The 22,520-nt window shown below is 62.6% G+C and carries 26 protein-coding genes; 16 read left to right on the top strand and 10 right to left on the bottom strand.

The features are described from left to right. Positions 1 to 180: 180 nt before the first annotated feature. The 5 genes from OCUBac02_RS25900 (at position 181) to OCUBac02_RS25880 (ending at position 4,327) form a co-directional block, all read left to right on the top strand. Positions 181 to 660, top strand: coding sequence for a GNAT family N-acetyltransferase (locus OCUBac02_RS25900; RefSeq protein WP_173050636.1), 480 nt, complete (start codon positions 181 to 183; stop codon positions 658 to 660). Between the two features lie 564 nt (positions 661 to 1,224). Continuing rightward, positions 1,225 to 2,052, top strand: a complete 828-nt coding sequence (locus OCUBac02_RS25895; protein WP_173050634.1) for an AAA family ATPase — start codon at positions 1,225 to 1,227, stop codon at positions 2,050 to 2,052. Between the two features lie 55 nt (positions 2,053 to 2,107). Then, complete coding sequence (locus OCUBac02_RS25890) at positions 2,108 to 3,211, top strand: hypothetical protein (protein ID WP_173050632.1); 1,104 nt, start codon at positions 2,108 to 2,110, stop codon at positions 3,209 to 3,211. Positions 3,212 to 3,288: 77 nt separating this feature from the next. Continuing rightward, the gene (locus OCUBac02_RS25885) at positions 3,289 to 3,834 is read left to right on the top strand and encodes a hypothetical protein (RefSeq protein ID WP_173050630.1); all 546 of its coding nucleotides are present in this window, start codon (positions 3,289 to 3,291) and stop codon (positions 3,832 to 3,834) included. Positions 3,835 to 3,946: 112 nt separating this feature from the next. Beyond that, the gene (locus OCUBac02_RS25880; RefSeq protein ID WP_173050628.1) at positions 3,947 to 4,327 is read left to right on the top strand and encodes a hypothetical protein; all 381 of its coding nucleotides are present in this window, start codon (positions 3,947 to 3,949) and stop codon (positions 4,325 to 4,327) included. Between the two features lie 9 nt (positions 4,328 to 4,336). Here OCUBac02_RS25880 and OCUBac02_RS25875 read toward each other — a convergent pair whose 3' ends face one another. Both OCUBac02_RS25875 and OCUBac02_RS25870 read right to left on the bottom strand, forming a co-directional pair. Then, a complete protein-coding gene (locus OCUBac02_RS25875) occupies positions 4,337 to 5,350 on the bottom strand; it encodes a hypothetical protein (protein WP_173050626.1) in 1,014 nt (337 codons plus the stop codon). A 100-nt stretch (positions 5,351 to 5,450) separates the two neighbouring features. Further along, positions 5,451 to 6,011 (bottom strand): hypothetical protein, encoded by a 561-nt coding sequence (locus tag OCUBac02_RS25870; protein WP_173050624.1) that lies wholly within the window; start codon positions 6,009 to 6,011, stop codon positions 5,451 to 5,453. A 460-nt stretch (positions 6,012 to 6,471) separates the two neighbouring features. Here OCUBac02_RS25870 and OCUBac02_RS25865 point away from each other — a divergent pair, with 460 nt between their 5' ends. The 3 genes from OCUBac02_RS25865 to OCUBac02_RS25855 all read left to right on the top strand — a co-directional run bounded on the left by OCUBac02_RS25865 (position 6,472) and on the right by OCUBac02_RS25855 (position 9,688). Then, on the top strand, positions 6,472 to 6,741 hold the full coding sequence (locus OCUBac02_RS25865) for a hypothetical protein (RefSeq protein ID WP_173050622.1): 270 nt from the start codon (positions 6,472 to 6,474) through the stop codon (positions 6,739 to 6,741). A gap of 108 nt (positions 6,742 to 6,849) precedes the next feature. Beyond that, complete coding sequence (locus OCUBac02_RS25860; protein WP_173050620.1) at positions 6,850 to 7,986, top strand: sigma-70 family RNA polymerase sigma factor; 1,137 nt, start codon at positions 6,850 to 6,852, stop codon at positions 7,984 to 7,986. 190 nt (positions 7,987 to 8,176) lie between these two features. Further along, the gene (locus tag OCUBac02_RS25855; RefSeq protein WP_173050618.1) at positions 8,177 to 9,688 is read left to right on the top strand and encodes a hypothetical protein; all 1,512 of its coding nucleotides are present in this window, start codon (positions 8,177 to 8,179) and stop codon (positions 9,686 to 9,688) included. On the opposite strand, the gene OCUBac02_RS25850 is transcribed toward OCUBac02_RS25855, so the two are convergent. Continuing rightward, the gene (locus OCUBac02_RS25850; RefSeq protein ID WP_173050616.1) at positions 9,666 to 10,475 is read right to left on the bottom strand and encodes a hypothetical protein; all 810 of its coding nucleotides are present in this window, start codon (positions 10,473 to 10,475) and stop codon (positions 9,666 to 9,668) included. The two genes, OCUBac02_RS25855 and OCUBac02_RS25850, sit on opposite strands and share 23 nt — an antisense overlap. Before the next feature lie 75 nt (positions 10,476 to 10,550). Continuing rightward, on the bottom strand, positions 10,551 to 11,351 hold the full coding sequence (locus OCUBac02_RS25845; RefSeq protein ID WP_173050614.1) for a hypothetical protein: 801 nt from the start codon (positions 11,349 to 11,351) through the stop codon (positions 10,551 to 10,553). 216 nt (positions 11,352 to 11,567) lie between these two features. Here OCUBac02_RS25845 and OCUBac02_RS25840 point away from each other — a divergent pair, with 216 nt between their 5' ends. The 3 genes from OCUBac02_RS25840 (at position 11,568) to OCUBac02_RS25830 (ending at position 13,661) form a co-directional block, all read left to right on the top strand. Continuing rightward, positions 11,568 to 12,308: a hypothetical protein gene (locus OCUBac02_RS25840; protein WP_173050612.1), complete on the top strand. Its 741-nt coding sequence runs from the start codon at positions 11,568 to 11,570 to the stop codon at positions 12,306 to 12,308. Next, positions 12,301 to 12,744: a hypothetical protein gene (locus OCUBac02_RS25835; RefSeq protein WP_173050610.1), complete on the top strand. Its 444-nt coding sequence runs from the start codon at positions 12,301 to 12,303 to the stop codon at positions 12,742 to 12,744. Before OCUBac02_RS25840 ends, OCUBac02_RS25835 begins: the two co-directional genes overlap by 8 nt. A gap of 293 nt (positions 12,745 to 13,037) precedes the next feature. Next, positions 13,038 to 13,661 (top strand): hypothetical protein, encoded by a 624-nt coding sequence (locus tag OCUBac02_RS25830; protein WP_173050608.1) that lies wholly within the window; start codon positions 13,038 to 13,040, stop codon positions 13,659 to 13,661. Here the strand turns inward: OCUBac02_RS25830 and OCUBac02_RS25825 are convergent. Next, a complete protein-coding gene (locus OCUBac02_RS25825) occupies positions 13,604 to 14,203 on the bottom strand; it encodes a hypothetical protein (RefSeq protein ID WP_173050606.1) in 600 nt (199 codons plus the stop codon). The genes OCUBac02_RS25830 and OCUBac02_RS25825 overlap by 58 nt on opposite strands. A 47-nt stretch (positions 14,204 to 14,250) precedes the next feature. Next, the gene (locus OCUBac02_RS25820; RefSeq protein WP_173050604.1) at positions 14,251 to 15,162 is read right to left on the bottom strand and encodes a hypothetical protein; all 912 of its coding nucleotides are present in this window, start codon (positions 15,160 to 15,162) and stop codon (positions 14,251 to 14,253) included. A 915-nt stretch (positions 15,163 to 16,077) separates the two neighbouring features. On the opposite strand from OCUBac02_RS25820, the gene OCUBac02_RS25815 reads away from it, so the two are divergent. After that, complete coding sequence (locus OCUBac02_RS25815) at positions 16,078 to 17,688, top strand: Fic family protein (RefSeq protein WP_173050602.1); 1,611 nt, start codon at positions 16,078 to 16,080, stop codon at positions 17,686 to 17,688. Positions 17,689 to 17,775: 87 nt separating this feature from the next. Here OCUBac02_RS25815 and OCUBac02_RS25810 read toward each other — a convergent pair whose 3' ends face one another. Further along, a complete protein-coding gene (locus OCUBac02_RS25810; protein ID WP_173050600.1) occupies positions 17,776 to 18,168 on the bottom strand; it encodes a hypothetical protein in 393 nt (130 codons plus the stop codon). Continuing rightward, positions 18,165 to 18,839 (bottom strand): PilZ domain-containing protein, encoded by a 675-nt coding sequence (locus OCUBac02_RS25805; protein WP_173050598.1) that lies wholly within the window; start codon positions 18,837 to 18,839, stop codon positions 18,165 to 18,167. Before OCUBac02_RS25805 ends, OCUBac02_RS25810 begins: the two co-directional genes overlap by 4 nt. Positions 18,840 to 19,172: 333 nt before the next feature. On the opposite strand from OCUBac02_RS25805, the gene OCUBac02_RS25800 reads away from it, so the two are divergent. The 4 genes from OCUBac02_RS25800 to OCUBac02_RS25785 all read left to right on the top strand — a co-directional run bounded on the left by OCUBac02_RS25800 (position 19,173) and on the right by OCUBac02_RS25785 (position 21,377). Beyond that, on the top strand, positions 19,173 to 19,631 hold the full coding sequence (locus OCUBac02_RS25800; protein WP_173050597.1) for a GIY-YIG nuclease family protein: 459 nt from the start codon (positions 19,173 to 19,175) through the stop codon (positions 19,629 to 19,631). Positions 19,632 to 19,699: 68 nt separating this feature from the next. Next, positions 19,700 to 20,137 carry an RNA 2'-phosphotransferase family protein gene (locus OCUBac02_RS25795; protein WP_173050594.1) on the top strand — a complete coding sequence of 146 codons (438 nt, stop codon included), beginning with the start codon at positions 19,700 to 19,702 and terminating at the stop codon, positions 20,135 to 20,137. Beyond that, complete coding sequence (locus OCUBac02_RS25790) at positions 20,134 to 20,607, top strand: hypothetical protein (protein ID WP_173050592.1); 474 nt, start codon at positions 20,134 to 20,136, stop codon at positions 20,605 to 20,607. Before OCUBac02_RS25795 ends, OCUBac02_RS25790 begins: the two co-directional genes overlap by 4 nt. Before the next feature lie 26 nt (positions 20,608 to 20,633). Beyond that, positions 20,634 to 21,377, top strand: coding sequence for a hypothetical protein (locus OCUBac02_RS25785; RefSeq protein WP_173050590.1), 744 nt, complete (start codon positions 20,634 to 20,636; stop codon positions 21,375 to 21,377). Position 21,378: 1 nt separating this feature from the next. On the opposite strand, the gene OCUBac02_RS25780 is transcribed toward OCUBac02_RS25785, so the two are convergent. Together OCUBac02_RS25780 and OCUBac02_RS25775 are read right to left on the bottom strand one after the other, a co-directional pair. Then, positions 21,379 to 22,077 carry an RES family NAD+ phosphorylase gene (locus tag OCUBac02_RS25780; RefSeq protein ID WP_173051173.1) on the bottom strand — a complete coding sequence of 233 codons (699 nt, stop codon included), beginning with the start codon at positions 22,075 to 22,077 and terminating at the stop codon, positions 21,379 to 21,381. After that, entirely contained in the window at positions 22,071 to 22,481 is a 411-nt protein-coding gene (locus OCUBac02_RS25775; protein ID WP_173050588.1) for an MbcA/ParS/Xre antitoxin family protein, read from the bottom strand. The genes OCUBac02_RS25780 and OCUBac02_RS25775 overlap by 7 nt, the downstream gene beginning before the upstream one ends. Positions 22,482 to 22,520: the final 39 nt, after the last annotated feature.

Raw genomic sequence — 22,520 nt, 5'->3', positions numbered from 1 at the left:
ACGTCTCCTACCTGCCCAACCATAGCGCCGGCGCGATTGCTCCTTCCTCGGGCACGGCGCGCCGGCGATTTCGTTTTCGCCTTGCGCGGATGGGCCCGGCGGGCTCGATTGCAGAGCCAAAGCGTGGCTGCTCCTTCTCTGGTTTCGTCGAGAGCAAGTTGGGAAATCTGCGAGGATTCTGTGATCGAGATCAGGAGAGCGGACAGGGGTGATGCGGGCCAAGTTAGCGCAGTCATTCTGGCGGCTCTGCGAGAGAGCAACGCCCGCGACTACAGCGCCGACGACATCGAGCGGATCGCGAGCGAATTCGGGCCCGAGGAAGTCGAAGGGCTCATCGCCGTTCGCTGGGTCCTCGTGGCTGTCACTGACGGAGTGATCGTCGGAACGGCTGCCCTGGATGGCGGATCTGTCCGGACCGTATTCGTCGCACCGGCTGCGCAATCGCACGGGGTGGGCCGACGTCTGATGCAGGAGGTCGAGGCCTTGGCTGCGGATGGCGGGATCAAGGCTCTCACATTGAGGTCGTCGATCACTGCCGAGGGCTTCTACCGGAGATTGGGGTATCGCGCAGCAGGCGAAGAACTCCGAGGCACCGAGCGCGTCATCGTCATGACGAAAGGGGTTGCGAGCAAGGCTGCGCAGTCAACATCGAGAGGGTGACCGCGAGGCCAAGGGCAATGGCTTGCGACCGGTCAGAAGGCGACGTTCGCCGGGTCGTTGGACCAGAGCATCGGAGATATGGGTCGCGCTCCGACACAAGCGTGAGGAACCCTGCAGAGGCCCCGTGAAGGGATCGAGCGATGCTGCGGGAATTCGATCGCAGCAGTGCATCGAAGGCTCTGTGCGGTCGTTTATGAGGGCGTTTCCTGAGCGGGGGCATCGTGAACGTGTTGACACGATGGCGTGGTGGTTGGCGAGTTGACACGGTGGCTCATTCGAGATGGATCAGTTGACACCGTGGCGAATGCCATGGGGTGAGCGACGTAGTCTCTGGGTCGAAATGCGGTTGCGCATGAAGGGCAAGCGAAAGCGAGTTAGCTTGCTCGATTTTGGGTGTGATCCTTGACGGCATGAAGGATTGAGCGGACGCTTCTTTGGGACCCCGAGGAAGGCATGAATCGCGACACGCTCAAGAACCTGATCGCTGCTGGCGTCGCCGGCGACACGATCCTGCTGAAGGAGCTGGCTCAGTCCGCAGCCGAGCAACTCGGAGATCGCGAGCTGATGGCGGAGGTCGACGAGATCTTCGGGTTGAGCCGCGAGCTTCCGATCGGGCTGGCACCTTTGAAGCCGAAGAAGTCACTCGTCGATCTGAAGCTGCCTCCCGAGGTCGCGGTGATCGTCGAGGAGTTCATGGTCGAGGTTCGACACGCGGAGGCCTTGAAGCGACGCAAGCTGGATCCCCGGCATAAGGCGCTGCTGATCGGGCCGCCCGGCAACGGTAAGACAGTGCTCGCGACGGCCATTGCGGTGGAGCTCGGGTTGCCGGCCTACATGGTTCGTTACGACGACCTGATCTCGAAGACGCCTGGTGAGACGTCGCGCAACCTCTTGCGTCTTTTCTCCTACGCGGCGCGGCAGCCAAGCATGTTGTTCTTCGACGAGTTCGATGCTCTCGGTCGCGAGCGCGACAACGATCAGGAGAGCGGGGAAATGAAACGAGTCGTGTCCACGCTGCTGGTCCAGCTGGATGACGTGCCGTCTCATGTTGTCTGCATGGCTGCTACCAACCATGCCGGAATGCTCGATTCCGCAATCTGGCGCCGCTTCAATATCCGTATCGAACTGCCGCGGCCGAAACTGGAGCGTTTCGCTCCCTTCATGCAGGACGAGTTCAAGCGCTACGGCTTCGAGCCGGATACAAGCAAGGTCGATCTGCTGGACGCGGCAATGCGAATTCAGCCGGACCACTTCTCCGATGCCGAACTGTTCACGCGAAACGTCATGCGCGCTTTCGTCGTGGCGGAGGATCGAGGGACGCCGATCACGATCGAGGATGCGATCGCGCGCGAGCTCGACACCTGGGCGAATGGTCAGACCCGCCTTGTCTAAGAGCGGAGAGCCACCTGTCGTTCAGCCTTGCATGTTTGCGTGGCAGGCTTCCGGCATGAGCACGCTTCGATTCAAGGTTCGATTCCCCTATCGCGTCCGCGCGGTCCAGCCGCGCAAGCGAGAGCCCGTGACATTCGTCCTGCAGGGCGAGGTCGATATCGACATCAGAAGCTTCTCTGCTGATCAGGTGGAGCTGGCTGTCGATCTCGTTCACCTCAAAGAGGGAAAGGAAATCAATCGCTACGTCCGCTATGCGGTGGGTGACAAGCTCTATGGCCCTCATCTTGGCGTCCAGTATGGAGTGGCCGCGCCGGGCGGCCGGCTCCAACGCCTGGAGAAAGGTGGCGACTGGCGTGAATTCCTCAGCTCAGGGTGGAGCGCGGAGGTAACACGATCGCTTATCGAAGAGAATCGCGTGGGTACCTCGCCGCTTCCGGCGGGCGGATCCGCGCTCGACACTCTTCCAGCGAACGTGACCAAAGTCGTCGACGACGAGGAAGCCTCGACACGCGAGCTGGTGATGAAAGTCCTCGGTGAGAGCTTCATCTTCGTGGATGGCGTGCTTCACCGCGAGCGCCGCGCTCCGCAGATCGAGATCTATCACCAGATGCGAAACGGGAGCTACCCGACGATTGCTGATGATCCGGACCGAGCCGATATCCTGTTCAGCCCCCTTAGGGCGCAAGAGGCGTTTAAGTTCCTCGAGGAGGGTGCGCCGGGGATCAGGACAAAGATCTTTACCCCGTTCCAGGGGACGCTTGAAATCCGGAAATGGGACCGCGAGCTCGTCGGACCGTTGGGTGAGCGGGAGCACAATGCAGCCCGCATGCTGAACGTGATGCTCCATCGTTTCGGACCGTATATCGGGCAGATGCCGGCGGAGCGGATCGAGCAGCTCGCGCAGATGTCGCGATTGCGGGACCGGGCTCGGGACGGAGATATCGAGGCCGGGTCGGATGCGCTTCCCTTGCTCGAAGGCTTCAGGAACGTTGGGCTGGCGATTCCGCGGCTGAGTGGGGAGGCGATGGCCGAGCTCATCCGAACCGTCGAGCTCGCGATCGAGGCGATCAATCGTTCGCCGCTGACGCCGCAGAGGATAGAGCCCGGGGTAGACGAAGACGGTCTCGGAGATGCGATGGCGCTGATCATGGCGCCCTGAGAGGAGCTGGCCACCTCTCGCTTGACACCAGGCAGCTCGCCGAGCAGCGTTCCCCCGTTCGTGAAGGGGCGGGGTCGATGTTCTGGCAGAAGAAGAGGGCCGGGCCTGAGGACGTATCTCGGCTTGTCGCGCAGAATTTCTACCCGTTCTTCAATCCGGTTTTCCCCGCCCTAGTGAAGGCTGCGAAGGCGACCTCCGGAAATGATCCCGTCCAGAACGCGCTGACGGCGGTGCGCGCGCTTCATGTAATGAGCTGCGTCTACTCCGGCCTTTGCATCATGGAAACGGCTGATGTCGGGCTGAGAACGGCCGATGGCGATGCGAGGATTGATGCCCTGGTGTGGGCCGGGCTGAAGGACTTCATGAAGGAGGCGCCGGACCTCTATGACGGGCTAACGGCGCTCTTCGATAGCCGAGTCTCGGAGATCAACGCCGTCCTCCAAATCTGCGGCGGAAAGCAGCGCAGCGAAGGGGAGAGCCTTCTGATTATGTATGCCTTCGACCGCATTTTCGGGAGGGAGGAGTTTGCCTCCCGTGCAGATGCATTGCAGGCCGAAGCTGAGGTGCTCGCCAAGGCAATCTTGGATCTCCGCATTGCCTTCCGGGATGGCTTGAAGCGATAGCAGATGAACGCTGAGGGGGCGTCGTGATGGCGGAAGATAATCGCGCTCTGCGGAGGGCCTGGTCGCGATCGCGTTGGCGACGTGGATCTCGCCGTGTCACGCTGATGATTGGGTGATCGGAAACGAGGCGGTCGTCAATGTGAAGATCTCGTCCGACACCAACCCGATACCGACAGCGTTCCCGGCGGCTTTTGAGCAGGCGAAAAAGCTTTGGCAGGCCCACCCGAAAGCCACTCAGTGGCTGATCAATATCGAATGGCCCTCGGCGCCGACCGGGGTGCAGTTCGCCCTTCGAGGGAAGGTCGTCTCGTTTGAGAAGCGGACGCCCTCGGAGTGGATGGGGCAGTTCGTCTTCAACGGGGGCTCCGAAAAGGGCGTCGTCGAAGCTGGGCGATTGTGTCGGGGTGGAGCGGCGAAAGACCTCCCTGTCATCTGTGCGGAGGTCGAGAAGGCGGTCGATCGCCGGAATGTGCGGCATCTGGTTGGGAGGTAGCTTGTCGGCTCACGGCCGGGGCGCAGCCCTCGTCAGCGCCATCTCAAGCCGTTCGCGGATCTCGTCCATGCTTGCCAGCTGAGCCTGAAGCCGCTCGACCTGCGGGTCTCGGAGTTCGCGATCGTCCTCGGCGCGGGCGATGATCTGAGCGCCGGCGTTCTCGATGGCGAGGAGGCCTGCATCGATCGTGTCCAGATGGTTGACGTGCTGGCCGTGCTTCTTGGAAGGACCGAGGGTGCGGCCGATGACGTCGAGGCCCTGTTCGAAGGCGAGCAGCTCCCAGAAGCCTTCGACGATCTCGCGAGCGGGTTTGTCCCGGGACTGCTTGCCGAGCGGGCCTGCAGTCGTCAGCCAGCGAGAGAAATTCCCCGACACCGGTGAGCCGCCTTCCTGGTGCTCCAGCACTGAGGCTACCATAGGAATTTCGGTCTGGCGCCCATCGGAGAACGAATATGGCCTGCCACGACCGAGCCTCAGGTCCCGCAGCAAGATGAGCTGCATGGTTGCCAGGTCATCTTTCTCTGACGACCGCCGGGCGAGATCGTCCGCAATGGCCATTACGGTGTTGACGTCCTCGTCGCGTTCGCTTCTTGCCCAGCGCATCGAGACAATCTTGTCCCACGATGAGCGCGCGAAAACAGCGAGGCCGAGGATCTCCTTCACAGGTTCCTTCTGACCCATGATCGCCGAGATGCGGTCGATCGGGTACGCCATCCCGCCATCACGAAAGTTGGTAGCGAGCGCAAAGGCGTCATCAAATTTGGGAAGCCCGACCATGCTCGTGAAAATAGAAGCGGCGAGTTGGCCCGCATGCGGCACGATTTCGCCCATGTCGCCCATCTTGCCGAATATCGGCAGGCTCGCGGGCTCGAAGATGTCGGTGGGCTTGAGCGGGCCGACCGCCAGAGCCGTCAGCGCGTCGGGATAGCCACCGGTGCGACGCTCGACCATGAGGCCGACGACCTCCTCGTGGCGGTCGATGGCGAGGCCGGTGACGCCGTCGTTGACCATGAAGCTGCCCATCTCGCCATCCGTGCCAATTCGAAGGAATCGGGATCGAGTCCTTATCTCCGGTGCAGGATATTGGGCCGATGCGAAAGCGGCAAAGAATGGGGCGCCTCGATCAGCCGAAGCGGGGCTGGGGAGCCTGTGGCTCGATTGCGAAGGCCTGCGCGCGAGGATCGTCGCCTGCGAGGACCTCGGCCACCTTGTCGGGTCCGAACACCAGAATCTGGCCAGCACGGCTGCGGAACGCGAACATGGATCGCGCGCCGACAGGCCGGAGCTCGTCCGAGACTGCCGAGAGTTCTGACCAGGTCCTTCGGCCCACGGGGAGGGTGACGCCGGTGATCGATTCGACTGGCTCCCCGGCCCAATCAGAGAGGCGCTTGCCGTCGGTGACGTCGCGGACTGCGAGGAACCGGGGATCGTAGGAGGCGACCTTGATGAGATCGCCGACGGGAACGAGGGCGCGCGCGGTTGTAGGGTAGTCGCAGGTCAGTCGGCCGGCAGCGACAACAAGCCGGTCGTGGAAGGAACGGAGGTTCTGCGCTCCGTGGACGTTGCCTTCGAAGAAGCAGGAAGCCATGTCGGCACCGTCCTCGATCGTGGCCACAACCGCGCTATGAGGACGGATCATGGTCTCGGCTGGTGAGCCGGGGCGCGGGACATAGATGCCGATCATGGGTTCTCCGATCAGGGAGCTTCAAGGTTTCACCCATACTCGCTACTCTGGGCGCAGGTTTCAATGTGGGATACGGCGATGGCTCTCGTTCTTCTCCCCGGCTCGCCAGCCGGGCGCCATAGGGGCGCACCGGCAGAAGTCGGAGGACATCGTGCATCACAAACGCGTTTCGAGGGCGACCAGGCGCTGCTGCGCGCTGTGCAAGCCCCACAAGCAGCCAAGCTGCAGTAAGCCCGGGAAGAATATGCGCTTCGGAAACCGCCGTCGCTTCGAGGCAGGGCGTGCGCAGTTGAAATGCGAAGGTCTTCGCTCCGGGTCTTAATTGGAGTGAGGGTCTTGAAGGAATGGGAGCGCGCCCTAAATGGATCGTTCGCCCATTCCTGTGGATACCTTCCAGCCTTTGGTTGGACCCGAGAAACGAATCCTTTACCACGGTAAGGTCTTCGCTAAGGGTCCTATCATGTCCGCGCTCAATCAGACCGTCGTCCCCTTCCCTTCCCCGAAGCCCGGAGTTGTTGCGGCGGAGCCGACCAACATCGTCGATCTCGACGGGCGCAGGGCCGAGCATTTCCTGCTGACGTCCGTTGACGTGTTTCTGAAGAATCCTCCCTGCAACGAGTTCGAGCGCGGGTTCTTGGCTGCTCTGACCGCTGTTTACCGGCAAGGCCTGCGCCGTGGAGAAGGCGACGCTCGGCTCATCGCGGCGTCCCGCCTCGTCGGCGTCGTGTGATGCCCATCCCCGGTAAACAGAGGCTGGCAGGTTGTGTCTCGCATAGGGATAGAGATCAATATCATTGATTGAGGGCGCATTCCTTGCGGCGCCCTGAGAGGTGTCGTGATGCCCGTTTTTGAGCCGATTGATCAGTTCGTTCTCGCCCAGGTCATGTCCGCGCCGTATCTCGGCGCTGAAGAAGAGCGCGAGCTCGTTCAGGCGTTCCAGGAGACCGGGTGCACTCGTGCCCGTGATCGGATCGTCCTGTCCCATGGACGCATGGTGCTGAAGGCCGTCAAGAAGATGGCGGGCTACGGCATGTCGGAGACTGATCTCTTCCAGGAAGGACAGATCGGTCTGATCGAGGCCTTGAAGCGCTTCGATCTCGGCAAGCGTGGGGAAGTTGAAGGCGATGCGGGCCCGGCGGCGGGCTATCGGTTCGCGACCTATGCCTCCTATTGGGTCAAGGCGATGCTCAACGACTTCATCATGCGCAATCAGAGCCTCGTGAAGATGGGCACGACCGCGGTCCAGAAGCGGCTGTTTTTCAAGTTGAAGGCGACGGTGCGCGCCATCGAGGCCGAGTTCCCCCACCTGCCCCGTAAGGCGGTGATCGAGCGAGCTGCCGTGCAGCTGAACTGCCTTCCCGCGGAGGCAGCTGCGATGTTCGATCGGCTGAGCAACGCCGACACCTCCCTGAACCTCCGAGTGGGCGAGTCGGAGGACGGCGCCGAGCGGGGTGATTTCCTCGTCGACCCGTCCGATACGCCGGATGTCGTCGTTGGTCGCAAGATCGACAATGAACGCCGCGGCTCGGGCCTCATGGCGGCGGTGGCCGAGCTCGACCCGCGCTCCCGCCGGGTGGTCGAAGCTCGCTACCTGGTCGATTCCGACGATGTCGCCACCCTGGAGACGCTCTCTTTCGAATTCGGGGTGAGCCGCGAACGCATCCGCCAGATCGAGCAGAAGGCCCTGCAGAAGCTGAAGCGCGCTCTCTCTCGGCCGGCGGTGGCGCCTGAGCCCCTGTCGGATGGGGAGGTGGCTGTCGAGACGATCGCGCCCGCCACGAAGAGCTTCCAGATCGCTGAGCACGCGGTTGTGCCGGCAAACGAGGAGGTCGACCCGGCCAAGGTCAAGCACTTCCTCGGGCTCGGGATGAGCGCCTCGTCGATCGCGGCCGAGATCGGTGCCGAAGCGGCCGATGTGATGGCAGTGATCGCGCAGCAGAACATGCGCCGCTCCCGGATGGCACACGCGGCCTGAATTGCTCGTCCACCATTTTGGTGGTCGCCGGCTTGACCACGCGCAGAAGGATTGTCATCCTTGCAGCAGGTTTTGGATCACCCAACCTGCTGCCGGGTTAGACGATCCTTCTGATCACCAAGAATTTCGCTGCAACTTGACCTCGCGGTCCTTTGTGGAATCGGCAGACGACGGACCTCAAAGGTGTTGCATGCGCATTCTGCTCTCTGATGAGATTGTTGCCTCCGTTCGCGCGTCGATCGGCGAGGCATTCCCCGGGACCAAGGCGTCCCATCGTGCCGAAGCCCTCGCTGCTGGGCTCGGCTTCCGAAACAACGCGGCCCTTCTGGTTTATCTGGCGTCCACGCCGCGTCACGAGGTGCGGGCGCGCGAGGTCGTCGCCGGTGCCTTCCTGTCCCGGCTGAGTGAACTCTCTGGAGCTGAGCTCCGAGACAACGGGGCTCTTGAGGCAGCGGCGGATGCTGCGGGCGCGACCGTTCGCACGACCGGCTATGACGAACTCTCGAATTCAGGGCGGGAGAAGTTCTTCGGGCAGTCCCAGGTCGGTGACTGGCGCGCGCCGAACATGAGTAATGCCGAGCGGTTCGCCTACATGGCGTTCCTGCTGCGGTGGCGCATGATGAACGGCGGGATCGCAAACTTCGTCGCCGACTATGCCGATGTCGTGCCGGTTCATCTGCATCTCGCTGCGGCCTGCCAGGCCAACCCGAACTATGATCCGCAGGTGTCCGCCTTCCTCGTCGATTGGCTCGTTGCCGCCGGCGAGCAGGAGGAGGTTGAATGGGGAGATCGTATCTACGAAGCCATGCGCTTCCGGATCAACGCCTACCTCGATGCGCTTTGCCTTTCTTGGGACCAGGCGATCGATCCCATGAGCCTTATGCCGGCGGGCCAGCCGGAGCGCCCCCGCATCAAGGGGGTGCCGACGATTTCGTTGTCTCTCGCGCCGGGAGAGCTGCTTTCCCTGTTCGAGGCGGGGCAAGTCGAGGCCTCCTATCTCGACCTCACCGGGCTTGCGCTGATGGCTCATTGGCGCACGGGCGTCTCGCATGCGGTGCTCCGTCAGATGACCGAGAGACTGCAGCAGGCCTCCCTTGGTATCGGTGTGCCGGCCGAGACTCGGATCGTCAGTGGCGGCGGAGCTGTCGTCTCATGGTCAGAGGCACGCCAGCTTATGCGGCCTCCTCACGCGCTCGATCCGATGGTGCCAGGCAAGGCGGTCGATTGGGACAAGCTGGAGTTGCTGCCCACGGATCGAGCCGGAGCGTCAAAGGCTGCCGAGCTGCTGGAGGCAGGCGGATTGGATTACGCCGTGATCCCGGACGACGACGGCTTCAGCGCCGGCCTCAGGTCGGCCGCGCGTCGTCACGCTTATGCGGTGATTGTCGACATGACCCGACGTGAGGTCTCCGAGATCCTGCCTATCATGATGTCGGGCATCATGGTGATCGCGACCAATCTGGATGTGAACTCGCCGGACACACTGCTCCAACTTCGGGGCTGCAAGGTCCTGTCGCCGGACGGGACTGTCTTCATGGCGTATGGCGTGCCTCCGGAGCTTCCTCCGGGGCACATCGATGAAGCTGAAGCCAAGCCAGTGCTACGGGCATCCCACTTCATCAAGATCGGCGATCGCAAGCCCAACGTCGTCTTCGAGGAAGAGGAGCCGGAGGAAGGGCTCAGGCCGCCGGGGCGAGGCTAGGAGCTGCTCGAAGCCCATCGACCCGTGAGCGAAGCTCCGCTGCCCAGTCCAGCAGGTACGCGCGGTGTCGAACGGGGTCGTTGGGCTTCAGCGACTCGATGGATCTCAGGCCAAGATAAAGATCGGTCTGTGATCCGCCGTTTCCAGACGGATGCGGGAACGAGCCAAGGATATTCACCTCGGTGATCAGCTTCCGCTGAGCGCACCATTTGAGTGCCTCATGCGGCGTCGGGCCGAGGCCAATGAAGAGGCAGTCGGAAGGCAGTTGCTGAAGCGAGGGTATGAAATCCTTCTCGAAGCTCGACCGCATTGCTTTGGATTTCAGGACATCGGCGAAGGAGCCGTTGAAAGGCGCGCCTCTGTGAGAGAAGGCTGCGTGCGGCACAACAGACGTCGCGTGTAGAAGATGGGCGCCGGCGTCCTCCCAGAGCTGCTGCCCGGATTCCAGGCCCAATAGATCGGTTACGCCGGTTCCATCCAGAAGCTTCACCAGGTTGGGGCGGACAGCAGAGCCGCTGAAGGTGGCGTAGCGCTTGATCTTCTCGAAGTCGGACGGATCCTCGGCGCGGATCGCAAGCGAGCGAATGCATCCATAGGCGTCGATGACTTGGGTAGGGCCCGGCGTGATCCCGACCAGGCACAGCCGCGCATTGGGGTTCACGCCCTCAAATGGGGTGTAGACTAAATAGTGGCCGGGGTCGCGTTGGACAACGACGCCGGGCATGGTGGCAGCGTCAACTCCGAAGCGGGTGATCGTGTCTTTGAAGCGGGAAAACAGAGGACGCACGCAGGCTCTCCAACGGTGGCGTCCCCATAAGTTTCCCTGATCCCCAAGCGCGTTCAAGAGGCAGGGCAAGAACCCTTAATGAGTTCTTTCAGGCTTCGTAGGATTTCCAAGGTTTGCGAGCCAATGTCGTAGCAAGGGCGGATCCGCCGTCAGGGTCTGCGGCTTGCGTAGCGCTCGCGCCAGCGACGGGACGAGCACATAGACAGGCATGGGAGCGAGGTAGAGGACGTCGCGGCCGCCGTAGCTCGTCGCGGCCGCAACGTTGACCCGAGAGGTCGGTGTTCGGAGGTCGATTCTCTCCATCAGGCGCTCGCGGGCTAGTCCTGATGCAGGGCGCCACTGGGACGAGTATTCGAGCCTTGAGGTCGAAACCGACGGGACCTCGACCTCGTCGCCGCATTCCGAACCGCAGGCGATTGTCGGCAGAACCCGGAGAATGGTCTGTCGCTGGAGGTAGAAGACCGATCCGATCTTTCCGCTTTCGGCGATCTTGCGCGCTATCGCCTTGCCATCTTGCGACTTTACCAGGACGCTTTCGACGCCTTGCGGGATGCCGGGGAGAAGCTGGGGAACCGTAGGTGCCGCACGACCTGGACCGGAAAGAGCGATCACGGCGATGGTCGAGCCGATCGTGTATATGACCGGGGCCAAGGCTATCGCGGGCGAACGGAGCCAAACCGAGAGCGCAGCAATACCGATGAACACGGCGGGCATCGCCCCGTAGTAGAGCGCCTTGAGCCAGGGTGTGCCGAGACCTGGCACGAACAACTGGCTGGCAATGACGAACGCAGCAAAGCCAGCGAATGCGATGGCGAACCGCATGGCCTCGGAGCGCAGGGCGTGCGGGCGTTCGATGGAGGAGGCCTGATGTCTCAAGGCTGGATCTCTTCACTTAGTGCAGTGCCACCGAGCGCCTGGGTGGGTCTGGGATGACGGTTGAGTTCGTTGGGCCACGATTCGAGGCGCCGTCATGGATCATCCGCGCATTTCCACGGATATCAAAGCGTGGACGGCCAGCTCGGATTGATTGCGGCTCCAATCCTTGGTGCTTAAACCTCTTTGATCACCTGAACCGGAGAAGAGTGGCTGCCAATGGGCTTGCGTGAGGATCTCACCGCCGAGATCGGTCGCCTGAGGGAGCAGTTTGGTTCCTCAGGAGCCAAGGCGGAGGTGGTCGAAGCGCTCAACGAGATCGAGCGCTTCGTGACCGACTATGCCATCGAAGAGATCCCGCCGGCGGATCATATCGACCGGGCTGAGCTTGTGCCCGCGGCCAAAGCGCTCGCGAGCTGGATCGGTTACGCCTGGAACGGTATGGATCGCGGGCGCATCTCGGATCGGGGCCACAGGCCGTGGGTGTACGCGCAGTGGGGCGGACAGCGTTTCCAAGGCGGTCAAGCTGACATCATCGACATGGTCGCGGCCGTGGCGTCGAAGATGAAGGGCGACAAGGCCGGCGCCGGCGGTAGCGCAGCTCTCCTCGGCGAGGTCGCACGCTTGCGGCCGTACTATCAATCCTCGACATGGACAGACCAGGCTCGGCGCCAGCTCCTCGATCACTTCGAGAAGTTCGGACGGCGCGGGGCGGAGCCGACGTCAGAGCCCCTTCTCCCGGTCTTCGCTCCAGGTCAGATCGGCTCGGATCTTCTGGAGGCGGCCGAGCGCTACCTGGACGGCTACGTCTACTCGACCGATGAGACCGAGCACGCGCCGAACGAGTTCGAACGGGGGATGCTGGAGGATTTCTCGAACGGGTTTCTGTCGCAGCCAGAGGTCAATGGCATCCTTCAGAAGGTCGCCCGCGCGCAGAAAGCCGGAGGTTCCGATGTCTGAGTTCTACATCGTCGACGTGCGCCCTGCTTGGGCGAGAGAGCCATACCTGACGATGTGGCGGGCGAATGACGCGGGTTACGCGCAGTCGGTGCCCTGGGCGGGCCTCTACAGCCTTGATGAAATCTCGGCCGGGCACTGTAAGAACGAGGCCGGGCGGATTGTTCGCATGGCGGTTCCCGCGGAAGTCGTCAGGAAGCTCGCCGCGCCGCCGATCCCGGAAAGGCCGATCGACGGTCCGGGGCCGGTCCTGCACAACACGCCGGCGGTCGTGAAGGCATTGAAGCGGGCCCGATTGATTATCAAGGAGGCCGACACCAGCGAGACCTACCCGATAGGAGCGCAGACCAGCATCTTGAGCCCTGCTGGTCGAGGCCTTCTTCATGCCATCGAAGCCGACCGGGGCAAGCGGAATCGACGCTCGCTCGCCTCTAGCTAGTGTCTTTCAGGGTTGCGGGATTGGGTTGTCAGTAGCCCAAGGAATCCGAGTCGATGCACACCATTCGCGCCTACGCTGCCAGGAATCGACCCTTCTCTCCGGCCCCGGAGCGTCCGCACGTCCTGCGGCGCTTCTCGGTCAAGCTGATCGAGTTCGTCCGGCCGGATAGCTATTGGCCGAGCCCCTACAGTCTCGAACAGGCATTCTGCACGCTGCAGCACTTCGTTCGTACGGGATCCGAGCCTCAGTACCAGACGCCCGGACAATGGGGCCGCTCCGGCCCCTGGGAGCTCATGAACGGCAATGGTGTCGTCAGCAGCCCGGGGCTGAATGCGATCACGAGCATTGCTGGGTTGAGAGAGGTCTTTCATCGCGCGCTCCTGGCGCGGCCGGTCTCCGACGGTCAGGTGAATTGGCGCCGCGATCACAAGCTCGATCTTTCCCAATCGCTCGTCATCGCGCAGCGGGTCTACCGTCCGTTCGACGGTGCCAGGCATCTCGGTCTTTCCTGCGAGGCCGACATCCACAGGCGGCTCGAAGAGATGTTCGGCAAGGACGATGCCGGCAAGCAGATGGCTATCTCGCTCAATAGCGTCCACACGGATGTGAGAACGCTCCATGGCATGTCGGTGAAAGTGACCTCGAACGGGTTCCTGTTCTCGCTCAAATATGGCGATCAGCACCCGACCGAGTTTGGAAGCGCTTGGGAAGAAACGCTCGCGATGAGCCGCTCCGGCGAGACGTTCGTCGATACCCTTGATCGGGCCTATCGGGTCTATCGCTGCCTGGTCCATGGCGAGGCGAACAACTGCGACGCCGGCGACATGCATCGCTTCTACAAGCAGGACTACGTTTCTGATCAGATCGTCGCGCTCCACGAGGGCGCTGGTGCCGAACTGTCATCTCCGATGCTGTAGAACTCGTTCGCGGCCGCGCGATAGGGCGCGGTCAGCTCCATCAGATCTTTTGGCGAAATCCCGTCCAGGCGAGCAAAAGACCTGGTCCACGGCAGGGCAGCGGCGATCGACCGAATGCGTCCCCGCTCTTCGGTGTCGAGGAAGTCGTCGTCCCAGTGCTTCCCGACGCCGATCGTGACGCGGCCGAACGCCTTCTCCAGGCCGGCGATCGCATCGCTCAAGTTCATCCGCCCCATGATGTCGACGCAGTCGCCTCGCGGGCGCTCGTTCGGGTACTGGGGCGCGCAGGCAAAGACCGCGTGGAGAAGGCGTCCGTCGGGGCGTGAAATTGTCACGACGTGGTCTGCACCGGAGACTTCGCCCAGCACGGCTGCAAGCTGCAGGCAGTCTCCAAGGGTGAACTTGTGAGCGAGAGAAAAGACGGTTCTGGCGACGAGATCGCCTGACAGCCCGAGATCGTCGCGCAGCTCGAAGAAGTGGCTCATCAGATCACTGGAGAGCAGTCTCTCATGGAGCCAGGTTGTCGCCGAATCGGAATCCATCCACAGAACTTGATGGCTTGAGGCCCGACCGGCAACCCGGGGATGGGTCACGCAGCCTCGGCAGCGGCCTCGAACCCTTCGGCCAGAAGCAGGCGCGAGATGGATTCGGCGCGCGCGGCTTCACCCGCCTCGAGGCATTTTTTCAGCTGCCGCCGGAGGCCGCATTCGCGGCGAGAGGCGCCCTTGTCGCGCCGCGGTAGGTCCGGCCGGAACGAGAAGAGCTCGTAATGCGAGAGGTGCGTGAAATCCCGGCTGCCTGGTCCGTACACTGCCAGCCACCGCGAGTTGATCCCGCCGGCGACAACGGCCCGTGCCAGGCAGCCATTTCTGGTCCGGAAATAGCGCACCGCGCATTGTTCGAGCCGGTTCCCATCGGCATCGCTGCGATCCCAGCAGTCGATTTCGCGATCGGATGGCCATCCATCCTCCCGGCGCTCGAAGCGATTTCGCCCGTTGCGCACGTCAAATGTGCTGTTCCAGGTTGAATTGAAGTAAGCGAGGGGGTCTGGGTTCGCCGAGCTCGGCGGCTCTACGCGCTCCATGCCCTCACGCTCCCAGCTCGCCAGGATCTTGAGCGAAATGTGTTCAAAGGCCTTCCCTAGAAGGTAGGGCATCCGAGCACGCTTATTGAAATCGTAGCGACCACCGTTGCGGTTGACCACGACCAAGTCCTGCCAGAACTCGGCGATGACGCTCATCGAGCAGATCTCGATCCGGACCTTCAGGTCGCCGCGACGGCCCGTGAAATAGTTCCTGCTGATGCAGCGGTGGCGCCTCAGAACCTCCGGGTCGGGTTCGATGTGAAAGCCGTTGGCTCGCATCAGATCGATAGTCCGGTGGGCTAGCTCTCTGTGGCGCTTCTCGCCGTCGTCCCGATGCGGGATATCGATATAGGCGATCAAGCTCGTGTCGTAGGTCTTGAAAGACCCGTGGGTGAGATGGATGTCGTTAGCGATCATGGAGAAGGCCCCTTTCGCCTGAGACATGGATTGTCGACCTGATTCTTGAATGCATCTAGATGCTAGGTAGCCCCCATCCACCGAACGCATTCGACGAAACCGGGTCTGCGCGTAGAATTGTCGGGTCGCCAACGAGTCGGGGTTGCTCTGTGAAGATCGCTTGCGCCGTAATTCTCACTTTGGTCTGCGCGGCAGCATCCGTGGGATCGCGGGCTACGGAAATCGGCGTCCTGAGGAGCTGCTCGTTCGGCGCGTTCGTGACGGATATTGATCCGGCCGGTCTGAATGTTCGGGCGGGACCGGACGCCTCCTCAGCAATCGTCGGGAAGCTCCCGCCGCCGGCTCTGTCGGACGATGACCCGCCGATACGCGCCTATGTCGAGGTCGAGGTCGTTGCCGCGCAAGGGGGCTGGTTCAGGATACGCAATGCGCACGACAACGCTCTTCTGGCGCCACCTGGGCGGAAGGTGTTCAGCGGAGCGGGCTGGGTGTCAGGTCGGCATCTAAGCGTGAAGTCGCAGGCGGCCGTTGGACGGGACGTCGCCAGCGCCAGAGGACGACCGGTCCGGGCGGCAGTCGACTTTGACAGTGACGCCTTCGTTCGATCAGCACGGCTGCACGACTGCGTCGGCCAATGGGTGTTGGTGTCGAGTCCCGAGCATCAGTTCAACGGGTGGCTCAACCGCATCTGCGCAACCCAGGAAACGAGTTGCGACGGTGTTTAAGGCTTTTTGGTACTGCAGTCGTGGAAATCTGTTTCGGCGCTCGATGAGTAAGCAGCAGGCTTGATAATGCCGGCGCAGCAGGCGTTCGCCATCCATTTGCCGAGCTGTATCGCTGCTACCCTCCTGGCTTTCAACGGGATGTGTTACGATTTTTCCGCGGGAATGATGATATTTCCGCAGAGGGAAAGATATGCTGATCCGTGCCATTCGTGAGACCGGCCGCCACGGGTATCGTCAACCGTCCGGGACGGTGCTGACCGGATACTCCGCGCTGATCCATCATTTCGATCTCCCTGTTCCGATGCCGGATATCCTGGCAGTGACGTCGGATGCGCGACAGCGAACGGAGCGCGGCCGGAACCACACCATGGCCGCCGGCGGTTACGCAGTCTACGAGGTCACCTATCGGGGCACCGACGATCGCGAGCGAGGGAGGCTGTTGCGAGGTGACATGACCTTCGCCGAGCACCTGGTCTTCGCGTTGAAGCACGAGGCAACGGATCTCCACGTTCTGCGCAAGCTCTTTCTCAAGGTCGATCCCGAGCTCGTCGCCGATATGATCCGGCAGAGCCCGACCGGCGCTTACGCGCGCCAGGCGTTCTTCTTCTACGAGTGGCTGACGGGCATGAGGCTCGATGTGCCCTCCGCCGGCGGTGGCTACATCGACGCGCTTGACTCCGAGATCTGGCACACCGCCAGCCCTATCAATTCTCCGCGGCATCGCGTTCGTGACAACATTCCCGGCACGCCGGTGTTCTCGCCACTCGTTCGTCGGTCTGCGACCTTCCAAGGGGACCTGCGCGAGGAGTGCAACAGGAAGGCCGGCGCGGCGTTGGCCGAAGGTCCGCCCGGCATCATCACGCGTTTGAGGCGCCGTCTTCTCCTCAGGGACTCGCGATCCACATTCGCGATCGAGAACGAGAACCCCTCCGTCGATCGGTTGGAGAAATGGAGCAACCTGGTTGCCGACTCCGGTAAGACCCGGCTCGATCTGCCTTTCCTGGTCGGTCTGCAAAAGATGATCGTCGACTCCCGCTGGATCACGACCGGGATACGGCATAATGGCGTGTGGCTCGGAGAAGAGGTCGACGGATCGCTGATTCCGAATTGGATCGGCGCGAAAAGTGAGGATCTGAAGGACCTCGTCGAGGGCATCTTTGCCGCCGATGGCCGCATGATGGACACGCCGGGGTTCGACCCCGTCGCGCACGCGACGGCGGTAAGTTTCGGCTGGCTTATGGTTCATCCCTTGGCAGACGGAAACGGCCGGACGCACCGCTACATCCTCAACCACATCCTCAATCAGCATGGGGTGAAGCCGCAGGGCATCACCCTGCCGATCTCGAACGCTATCTTCGCTGACATGGATGGCTACAGGGAGACCCTGACGGCCTTCGACGAGAAGCGTATCGGGCTGATCAAATGGGAAAGGACGCCGAACGGAAACGTCGAGGTCGTGAATGACACGCGCGATCTCTACGGGCACTTCGACGCGAGCCACCAGGCAGCCTTCATTACGAACCGTCTGGCCTATTGCCTCGACTACAGCATCCCGGAGGAGATCACCTCGATCGCTTTGCGAGACAGGATGGTCGAAGGCATGCGTGAGGTGATTGACATGCGGCCAGAGCGACTGGATCTCTTTGCGAAGCTGGTCATGCAGAACAGCGGCCGGCTCTCCAAGGCCAAGCGCGAGAAGATGTTCTCGGAACTCTCCGATGAGGAGCTGGAGGGCATGGAAGCCGTCGTTCAGGAGGTTTATGGCGCCGAAAACGCTCCTTCGAGCGCATTCAAGCCGTAATCGATCGCGATATCGTTTTTCCGCGACACGCCTCAATTATTCGCATTTTTACGCAAGAGTGTCGATTTTTACACGTCTGGGGCTCGGCTATGCGGCGAGCCGTGAGAGAGTGATCGCGGCATTATGCGCGGCGATGAGAGCGCCGGCCACCTCCTGAGGGATGCCGGTGGCGATGCTGGAAATGGGCATGCAGCCGGCCTGAACGGCGGTGTGCGAGTTCCACTGCCAGATCTCGACCAGACCGGCTTCGTTCGGGTCGCTCGCATACCAGAGGTCGCTTGCGTCGTCCGGATAGCCTTGCGGTTGAACCTCCTTCGCGGCGCGCGTCGCTTCAGAGGTCGCGCTGTCGATCGATGCCGCCCAGGCTGGAGCTCGGTTCGCCGCAGCGCGGGTCGCGGAGAGCAGCATCGAGGCGGCGCTGATAGCTCGGGTCAGCAGCTGATTACGTTTGATCTCGCAGTCGACGGAAATCGTGGTCATGCGGCGATCCTGTCGTCATCGGCGACGAAGGCCTTCCCCTCCAATAGGATCGATTCCGGAACGGGCACGGAGAAGGCGATGGCGAAACCGCCCGGAAACTGCCGAGCGACACGTCCGAACAGTCGCTTGCCCACAACAACGGTGTCGCCGAGGCCGGCGGACAGGGTCGTTTTGAGCGCAATGCCGGTTCGGGAGACGTCGATGATCACGGCATCGCGGATGTCTTTGCCGTGCGCGACCGTCGCGATGCGATCGTCCGGAACGAAGCGGTCGTTCATGCGGTGCTCGATACGCTGCTCGGCCGGAAGGCTCACGAGATGCTCGATCTGGCTGGCGAGCTTCAGCCGTTTGCGCACGCTATTGGTCAAGGTCACGGCGAAGGCGCCGTTCGTCGCCCTGATGATCGACCCTTCCAGCCGGCCAAGCCGATCCAGATAGATGACGATGCGGGCGCCGGCGCGCGCAGGATGGCTGCAGGCGACCGCGAGCCCTGTCGCGGAGATGTTCACCGACTCGCAGGGATGCTCGCTCATGTTCTCGAACATGCAGCGACCCTTCAGGCGCAGGTCGTGGCGAGGATACATGCGGCGGGTGGCCGGATCCTGGTCGGCATCGAGACGCAACACGGTCTGCAAGATGCGAGCTACGGGAGTGTCGGCTGTGCGGGTCAAGTCGCGCTCTTCGGAAGTGGACAAGGATAGGCGCTCGTCACTGAAGGATTGGCGGATAATCCTTACAGGCAGCTTGCTACGAATAGCTCAGATTGCGCCTACCCGCAGCCTTTGCCCCTGTTTTCGAGGGCTCGTCCCCTTGTTTTTTGGCCCACCGCTCCAGCGGGCGGGCGACTTCCGGCCTTTGCCGCGAGCTGCGTCTCTATTGATACCCGTTTAAGGCAAAATCAGATTCTGCCTTAAACGAGTATCATCCATCGAGCTGGAGCGCCCCACCCTTGGCTTGCGTCTCAGCAGGGCTAACCGCCATGAATGCGGTGTTGTGAGGTCCCAATGAACGCTCGATTCGCCGCGACTGTTGCTCGCGCCCCGGAGATCTTCCGCCAGCTCGAAGCCAGCGGACCTATCGACCTGAAATCCATTGGGCGCCGGAAGGCGCCGGGGCTCTACGCATTTTTCGAAAACGGTGTCTGCGTCCATGTCGGGCGGACGCGCGATATCGCGCAGCGGATCAGAAGTCACAGAGCCGGTTCCCACTTGAAAGCCACCTTTGCGTTCAAACGAGCGCGTGGCGTTCTCGGGCGTGTGGCGACCTACACGAAGCTCGGATCGCGCGCGCATCTCATGTCCTCCGACGAGGTTTTCGCCGCCGAGTTCCGGCGTCAGGTCGCTCTGGTGGCCGCGATGACGGTGAAGTTCGTCGAGGTCGAGGATCCGCTGGAACAGCATTTCGCAGAGGCGTACTGCGCCCTTGAATGGGGCCTCGATCTCAGCGAATTCTCCACGCACTAGCCTTCAAGGCCGTGGATGGCGTCCCGGCGGATGTGGTCTTAGGTGCGTCACCGTGCGCCAATCAGACCATGACACTGCCTTCGATCCTCTACCACGGCACCTCGACCAAATACCTGCGCCGGAAGCTCAGCGAAGGACTGCTGCCGAGCCACATGACTGGTGCGGTGCTGATGACCTGCCTGACGGATGAGCGCGAGGCGGCGGAGTATCACGCGCATTGCATGGCCGAGTTCGAGTCGGCGCGTCCGATCGTGTTCGCGATCCCGTCCGAGCGCCTCGACGTCGCCGCCTGCACCCTCGAGGACAAGTTCGTCGAGCTCGGGCCCTCGGCCGGGCGCGGGCTCTTCGCGGCCGAGCTCCTCGGCTTTCCGCGATGGCGTGAGGCGCCGTGGACCTGGCGCGCGATGCTCTCCATCGCCGGGGCCGTGGGCTACACGCGGACGATCGCGGTCTCACGTCGCGACATTCTGGCCGTCACCGCCTCAGCTGGGGACCCTTACCAATGACAGGCGCCAGAGTGTTTGGAGAGCTTATTTCCCGAGTCGAGGAAGGCCGTGGGCCGGATCCGGTGCTTGAGTCGCGTGTGTGGCGAGCGCTGGTCGCGAAGGAAGGCGATGTCTGGACCCAGTTCCAGGACCGCTGGCTCCGACGCGATCCGAACGATCTGGTCGCCTACGACAGCGCGCCTGCCATCCTGACCAGCTTCGATGACGCCTTGACCCTCTTCAGGGAGGTGCTGCCTGGTTGGTGGTGGCGCGGCGGAACGTGCTGGGTCTCAAGCGAGTGCAGGATTTGCCCGGACCACGGCTCACCGGAGCACGGAGAGCGCCTGTTGCGTGAGTTTCCGCCGGCCATCGACGTATGGAACGAAGGGCTTGAGGTCGAGCTTCGCCCTGGCTCTGACGAGATGCTAGCTCGAACCCTGGTCGCGGCGATCCTGCGTGTTCAAGAGATCGTGGCTTGCAAGGAAGGCTAGCACACTGCTGTCAAGCAGGAGCTGTCATGACCCATATCGACTTCAAGGATAAAATCGACGCGCCGGATGTTAGCGACGCCGGCCGACGCAAGAACGTGTTCCGCGCCATGGCGAAGGATTTCCTTCTCGCGAAGCGCGAGGGGGTGATCACCGATGGGCCGGGAGCCATCGCCCGCATGATGGAGCAGGCCTACAGGGCGGGCCAGGAGGGGGCGAAGCTGGATCTCTCCGCTGGGCGGGAAGCGCCGCTACCGAGTGCCAGGTTCACGGAGATGGATCTGCCGTCGACATCGAGGGAGGGCCTGAGCTACCTCCGTCAGCACATGTTCGGCGCATGGACAGTGCCCGAGATCAGAGCCTTTCCAAAGCGCACACGCCTGTTCGTGTTCATGCGGCCGCCGCTCGATGGCATCGCAGCCGCGCTCACTCGCGACGAATGGCTGGTCTACTGCCGTGGCGATGTGAATCCAGAGCGCATCTCGAACAAGGCTTTCCTTCCGATGATCCGGGCGGGTCTGTTCGATTACGTCCGCGGGGTTCTCCGAGGCGGATGGGAGGTCGTGAGTCTGACCGAGCGCGGCTACGAGCTTCTAAGGACCGGCGAAACCTGCCGGGGCGACGCTTTCAAGCCCGGCACGACGCGGACCGCTCGTGAGTGGTCCATGATCGCGCTGCCGGAGGACGTGGTGTTGCCTGCCGCAGTTTACATTGCCGGTGTCGAACACGGGCTGATCAAAGAGCGGACCCCGGATCCGGCCCCCAGGTTCTGAGCTAGAGTCCGAAGATCGCGTGCGTGCGGCAGTTGCGGACCATGTCCACGCGCACCCCGTCCCAATGGTAATCGTAATGATCGCCCTGCAGGGGTATCGGGATCAGGTTCGGCCAGAAGATGGCCGCGCACTCGCCGCCGGCGGCCCTCACGCTCTGATAGACGATTCCGTTGGAGCTGTTGGCCCGCAGGACGCGGGCGAGCGCCTGGGGCGCTTCGTAGCTCGTCGCATGATGCATCGCGGGCAAGGCTCGGACATCGTGCAGATCGAGATCGATCGCATTGATCAGGACCCTGAACTGCGACGTCCAGCCTGCTGTCTCGCGGCTGTTCGCCATGGCGCGCCCGAAATGATGTGCAACCTCGCGGATGGCGACCTCCTCCGCATTGGCGGCGCTGTAGACGCCATAGGTGCCATCGGTGAAGCGGCCGGGCCGGTCCGTGCTGATGTGGACGAAGGGCGCCATGAGCAGGCTCGCGCCTGGGCCGCTCACCCGGCGAGACGAGGGCACGAGCTCAAGCCGGCCGATCTGCTCCCAGATGCGCGGATTGGTCTTCGACTCGATGGAGGCGAGCGCTTCCCAGTCGCGCGGGTCGGCGATATCCTCGAATAGATCGATTGGCGGGAAGGCGGAGCGGATGATCCGGTAGGCGCGTGGCCACCGGATGCGAGTGATCGCGGGGGCTGGAGTGCTCACCAGCCACCGCGCTCGGCATCGAGATAGGAGCGGACGCGCGCCAACGAGAACATGCTGCCCTCGGCCATGATCTCCACCGGCGTCCGGCCGCCGAAGGCGTCATTGGGCTTGCTGACCCACGCGTAGCCGCGCTCGGGCTCCGTGAAGAGGATCCGCAGCCCCTTGTGGATGCCCATCAGGAGCGAAAGCCGCGTCGCGAGATCGCGATCGATCCGGCCGAGCTCACCAGTCTTCCATCTGGCGTAGGTCCGCGGGGGGAGGCCTCCCAGGATCTCGCGAGCGATCGCGTCGCCGACCTTCCACCTGTCGAAGAGGTTAATCACGGCCCTCGCCGCTGCTGCGGCCTCCTCCGGAGAAATCTGCGGCACGTCCGGCTGCGCGGCGGTGCGGGGAATCTCAACGAGCATCGTTCTGCCTCACTTTGGCAGAATGTATTCTAGAATATG

Source organism: Bosea sp. ANAM02 (genome assembly GCF_011764485.1).
Classification (GTDB): Bacteria; Pseudomonadota; Alphaproteobacteria; order Rhizobiales; family Beijerinckiaceae; genus Allobosea.
The sequence above is the reverse complement of the archived record's forward strand: the minus strand, read 5'-3'. Positions and strand labels throughout refer to the sequence as shown.

Excerpts from the sequence above, each read along its gene's own strand:
- OCUBac02_RS25865 (WP_173050622.1), top strand. The coding sequence starts at position 6,472 with ATGTCCGCGCTCAATCAGACCGTCGTCCCCTTCCCTTCCCCGAAGCCC.
- OCUBac02_RS25785 (WP_173050590.1), top strand. The coding sequence starts at position 20,634 with ATGACCCATATCGACTTCAAGGATAAAATCGACGCGCCGGATGTTAGC.
- OCUBac02_RS25835 (WP_173050610.1), top strand. The coding sequence starts at position 12,301 with ATGTCTGAGTTCTACATCGTCGACGTGCGCCCTGCTTGGGCGAGAGAG.
- OCUBac02_RS25830 (WP_173050608.1), top strand. The coding sequence starts at position 13,038 with ATGAACGGCAATGGTGTCGTCAGCAGCCCGGGGCTGAATGCGATCACG.
- OCUBac02_RS25790 (WP_173050592.1), top strand. The coding sequence starts at position 20,134 with ATGACAGGCGCCAGAGTGTTTGGAGAGCTTATTTCCCGAGTCGAGGAA.
- OCUBac02_RS25860 (WP_173050620.1), top strand. The coding sequence starts at position 6,850 with ATGCCCGTTTTTGAGCCGATTGATCAGTTCGTTCTCGCCCAGGTCATG.
- OCUBac02_RS25810 (WP_173050600.1), bottom strand. The coding sequence starts at position 18,168 with ATGACCACGATTTCCGTCGACTGCGAGATCAAACGTAATCAGCTGCTG.
- OCUBac02_RS25895 (WP_173050634.1), top strand. The coding sequence starts at position 1,225 with ATGGCGGAGGTCGACGAGATCTTCGGGTTGAGCCGCGAGCTTCCGATC.
- OCUBac02_RS25890 (WP_173050632.1), top strand. The coding sequence starts at position 2,108 with ATGAGCACGCTTCGATTCAAGGTTCGATTCCCCTATCGCGTCCGCGCG.
- OCUBac02_RS25855 (WP_173050618.1), top strand. The coding sequence starts at position 8,177 with ATGCGCATTCTGCTCTCTGATGAGATTGTTGCCTCCGTTCGCGCGTCG.
- OCUBac02_RS25775 (WP_173050588.1), bottom strand. The coding sequence starts at position 22,481 with ATGCTCGTTGAGATTCCCCGCACCGCCGCGCAGCCGGACGTGCCGCAG.
- OCUBac02_RS25795 (WP_173050594.1), top strand. The coding sequence starts at position 19,700 with ATGACACTGCCTTCGATCCTCTACCACGGCACCTCGACCAAATACCTG.
- OCUBac02_RS25870 (WP_173050624.1), bottom strand. The coding sequence starts at position 6,011 with ATGATCGGCATCTATGTCCCGCGCCCCGGCTCACCAGCCGAGACCATG.
- OCUBac02_RS25825 (WP_173050606.1), bottom strand. The coding sequence starts at position 14,203 with ATGGATTCCGATTCGGCGACAACCTGGCTCCATGAGAGACTGCTCTCC.
- OCUBac02_RS25875 (WP_173050626.1), bottom strand. The coding sequence starts at position 5,350 with ATGGGCAGCTTCATGGTCAACGACGGCGTCACCGGCCTCGCCATCGAC.
- OCUBac02_RS25885 (WP_173050630.1), top strand. The coding sequence starts at position 3,289 with ATGTTCTGGCAGAAGAAGAGGGCCGGGCCTGAGGACGTATCTCGGCTT.
- OCUBac02_RS25840 (WP_173050612.1), top strand. The coding sequence starts at position 11,568 with ATGGGCTTGCGTGAGGATCTCACCGCCGAGATCGGTCGCCTGAGGGAG.
- OCUBac02_RS25815 (WP_173050602.1), top strand. The coding sequence starts at position 16,078 with ATGCTGATCCGTGCCATTCGTGAGACCGGCCGCCACGGGTATCGTCAA.
- OCUBac02_RS25820 (WP_173050604.1), bottom strand. The coding sequence starts at position 15,162 with ATGATCGCTAACGACATCCATCTCACCCACGGGTCTTTCAAGACCTAC.
- OCUBac02_RS25800 (WP_173050597.1), top strand. The coding sequence starts at position 19,173 with ATGAACGCTCGATTCGCCGCGACTGTTGCTCGCGCCCCGGAGATCTTC.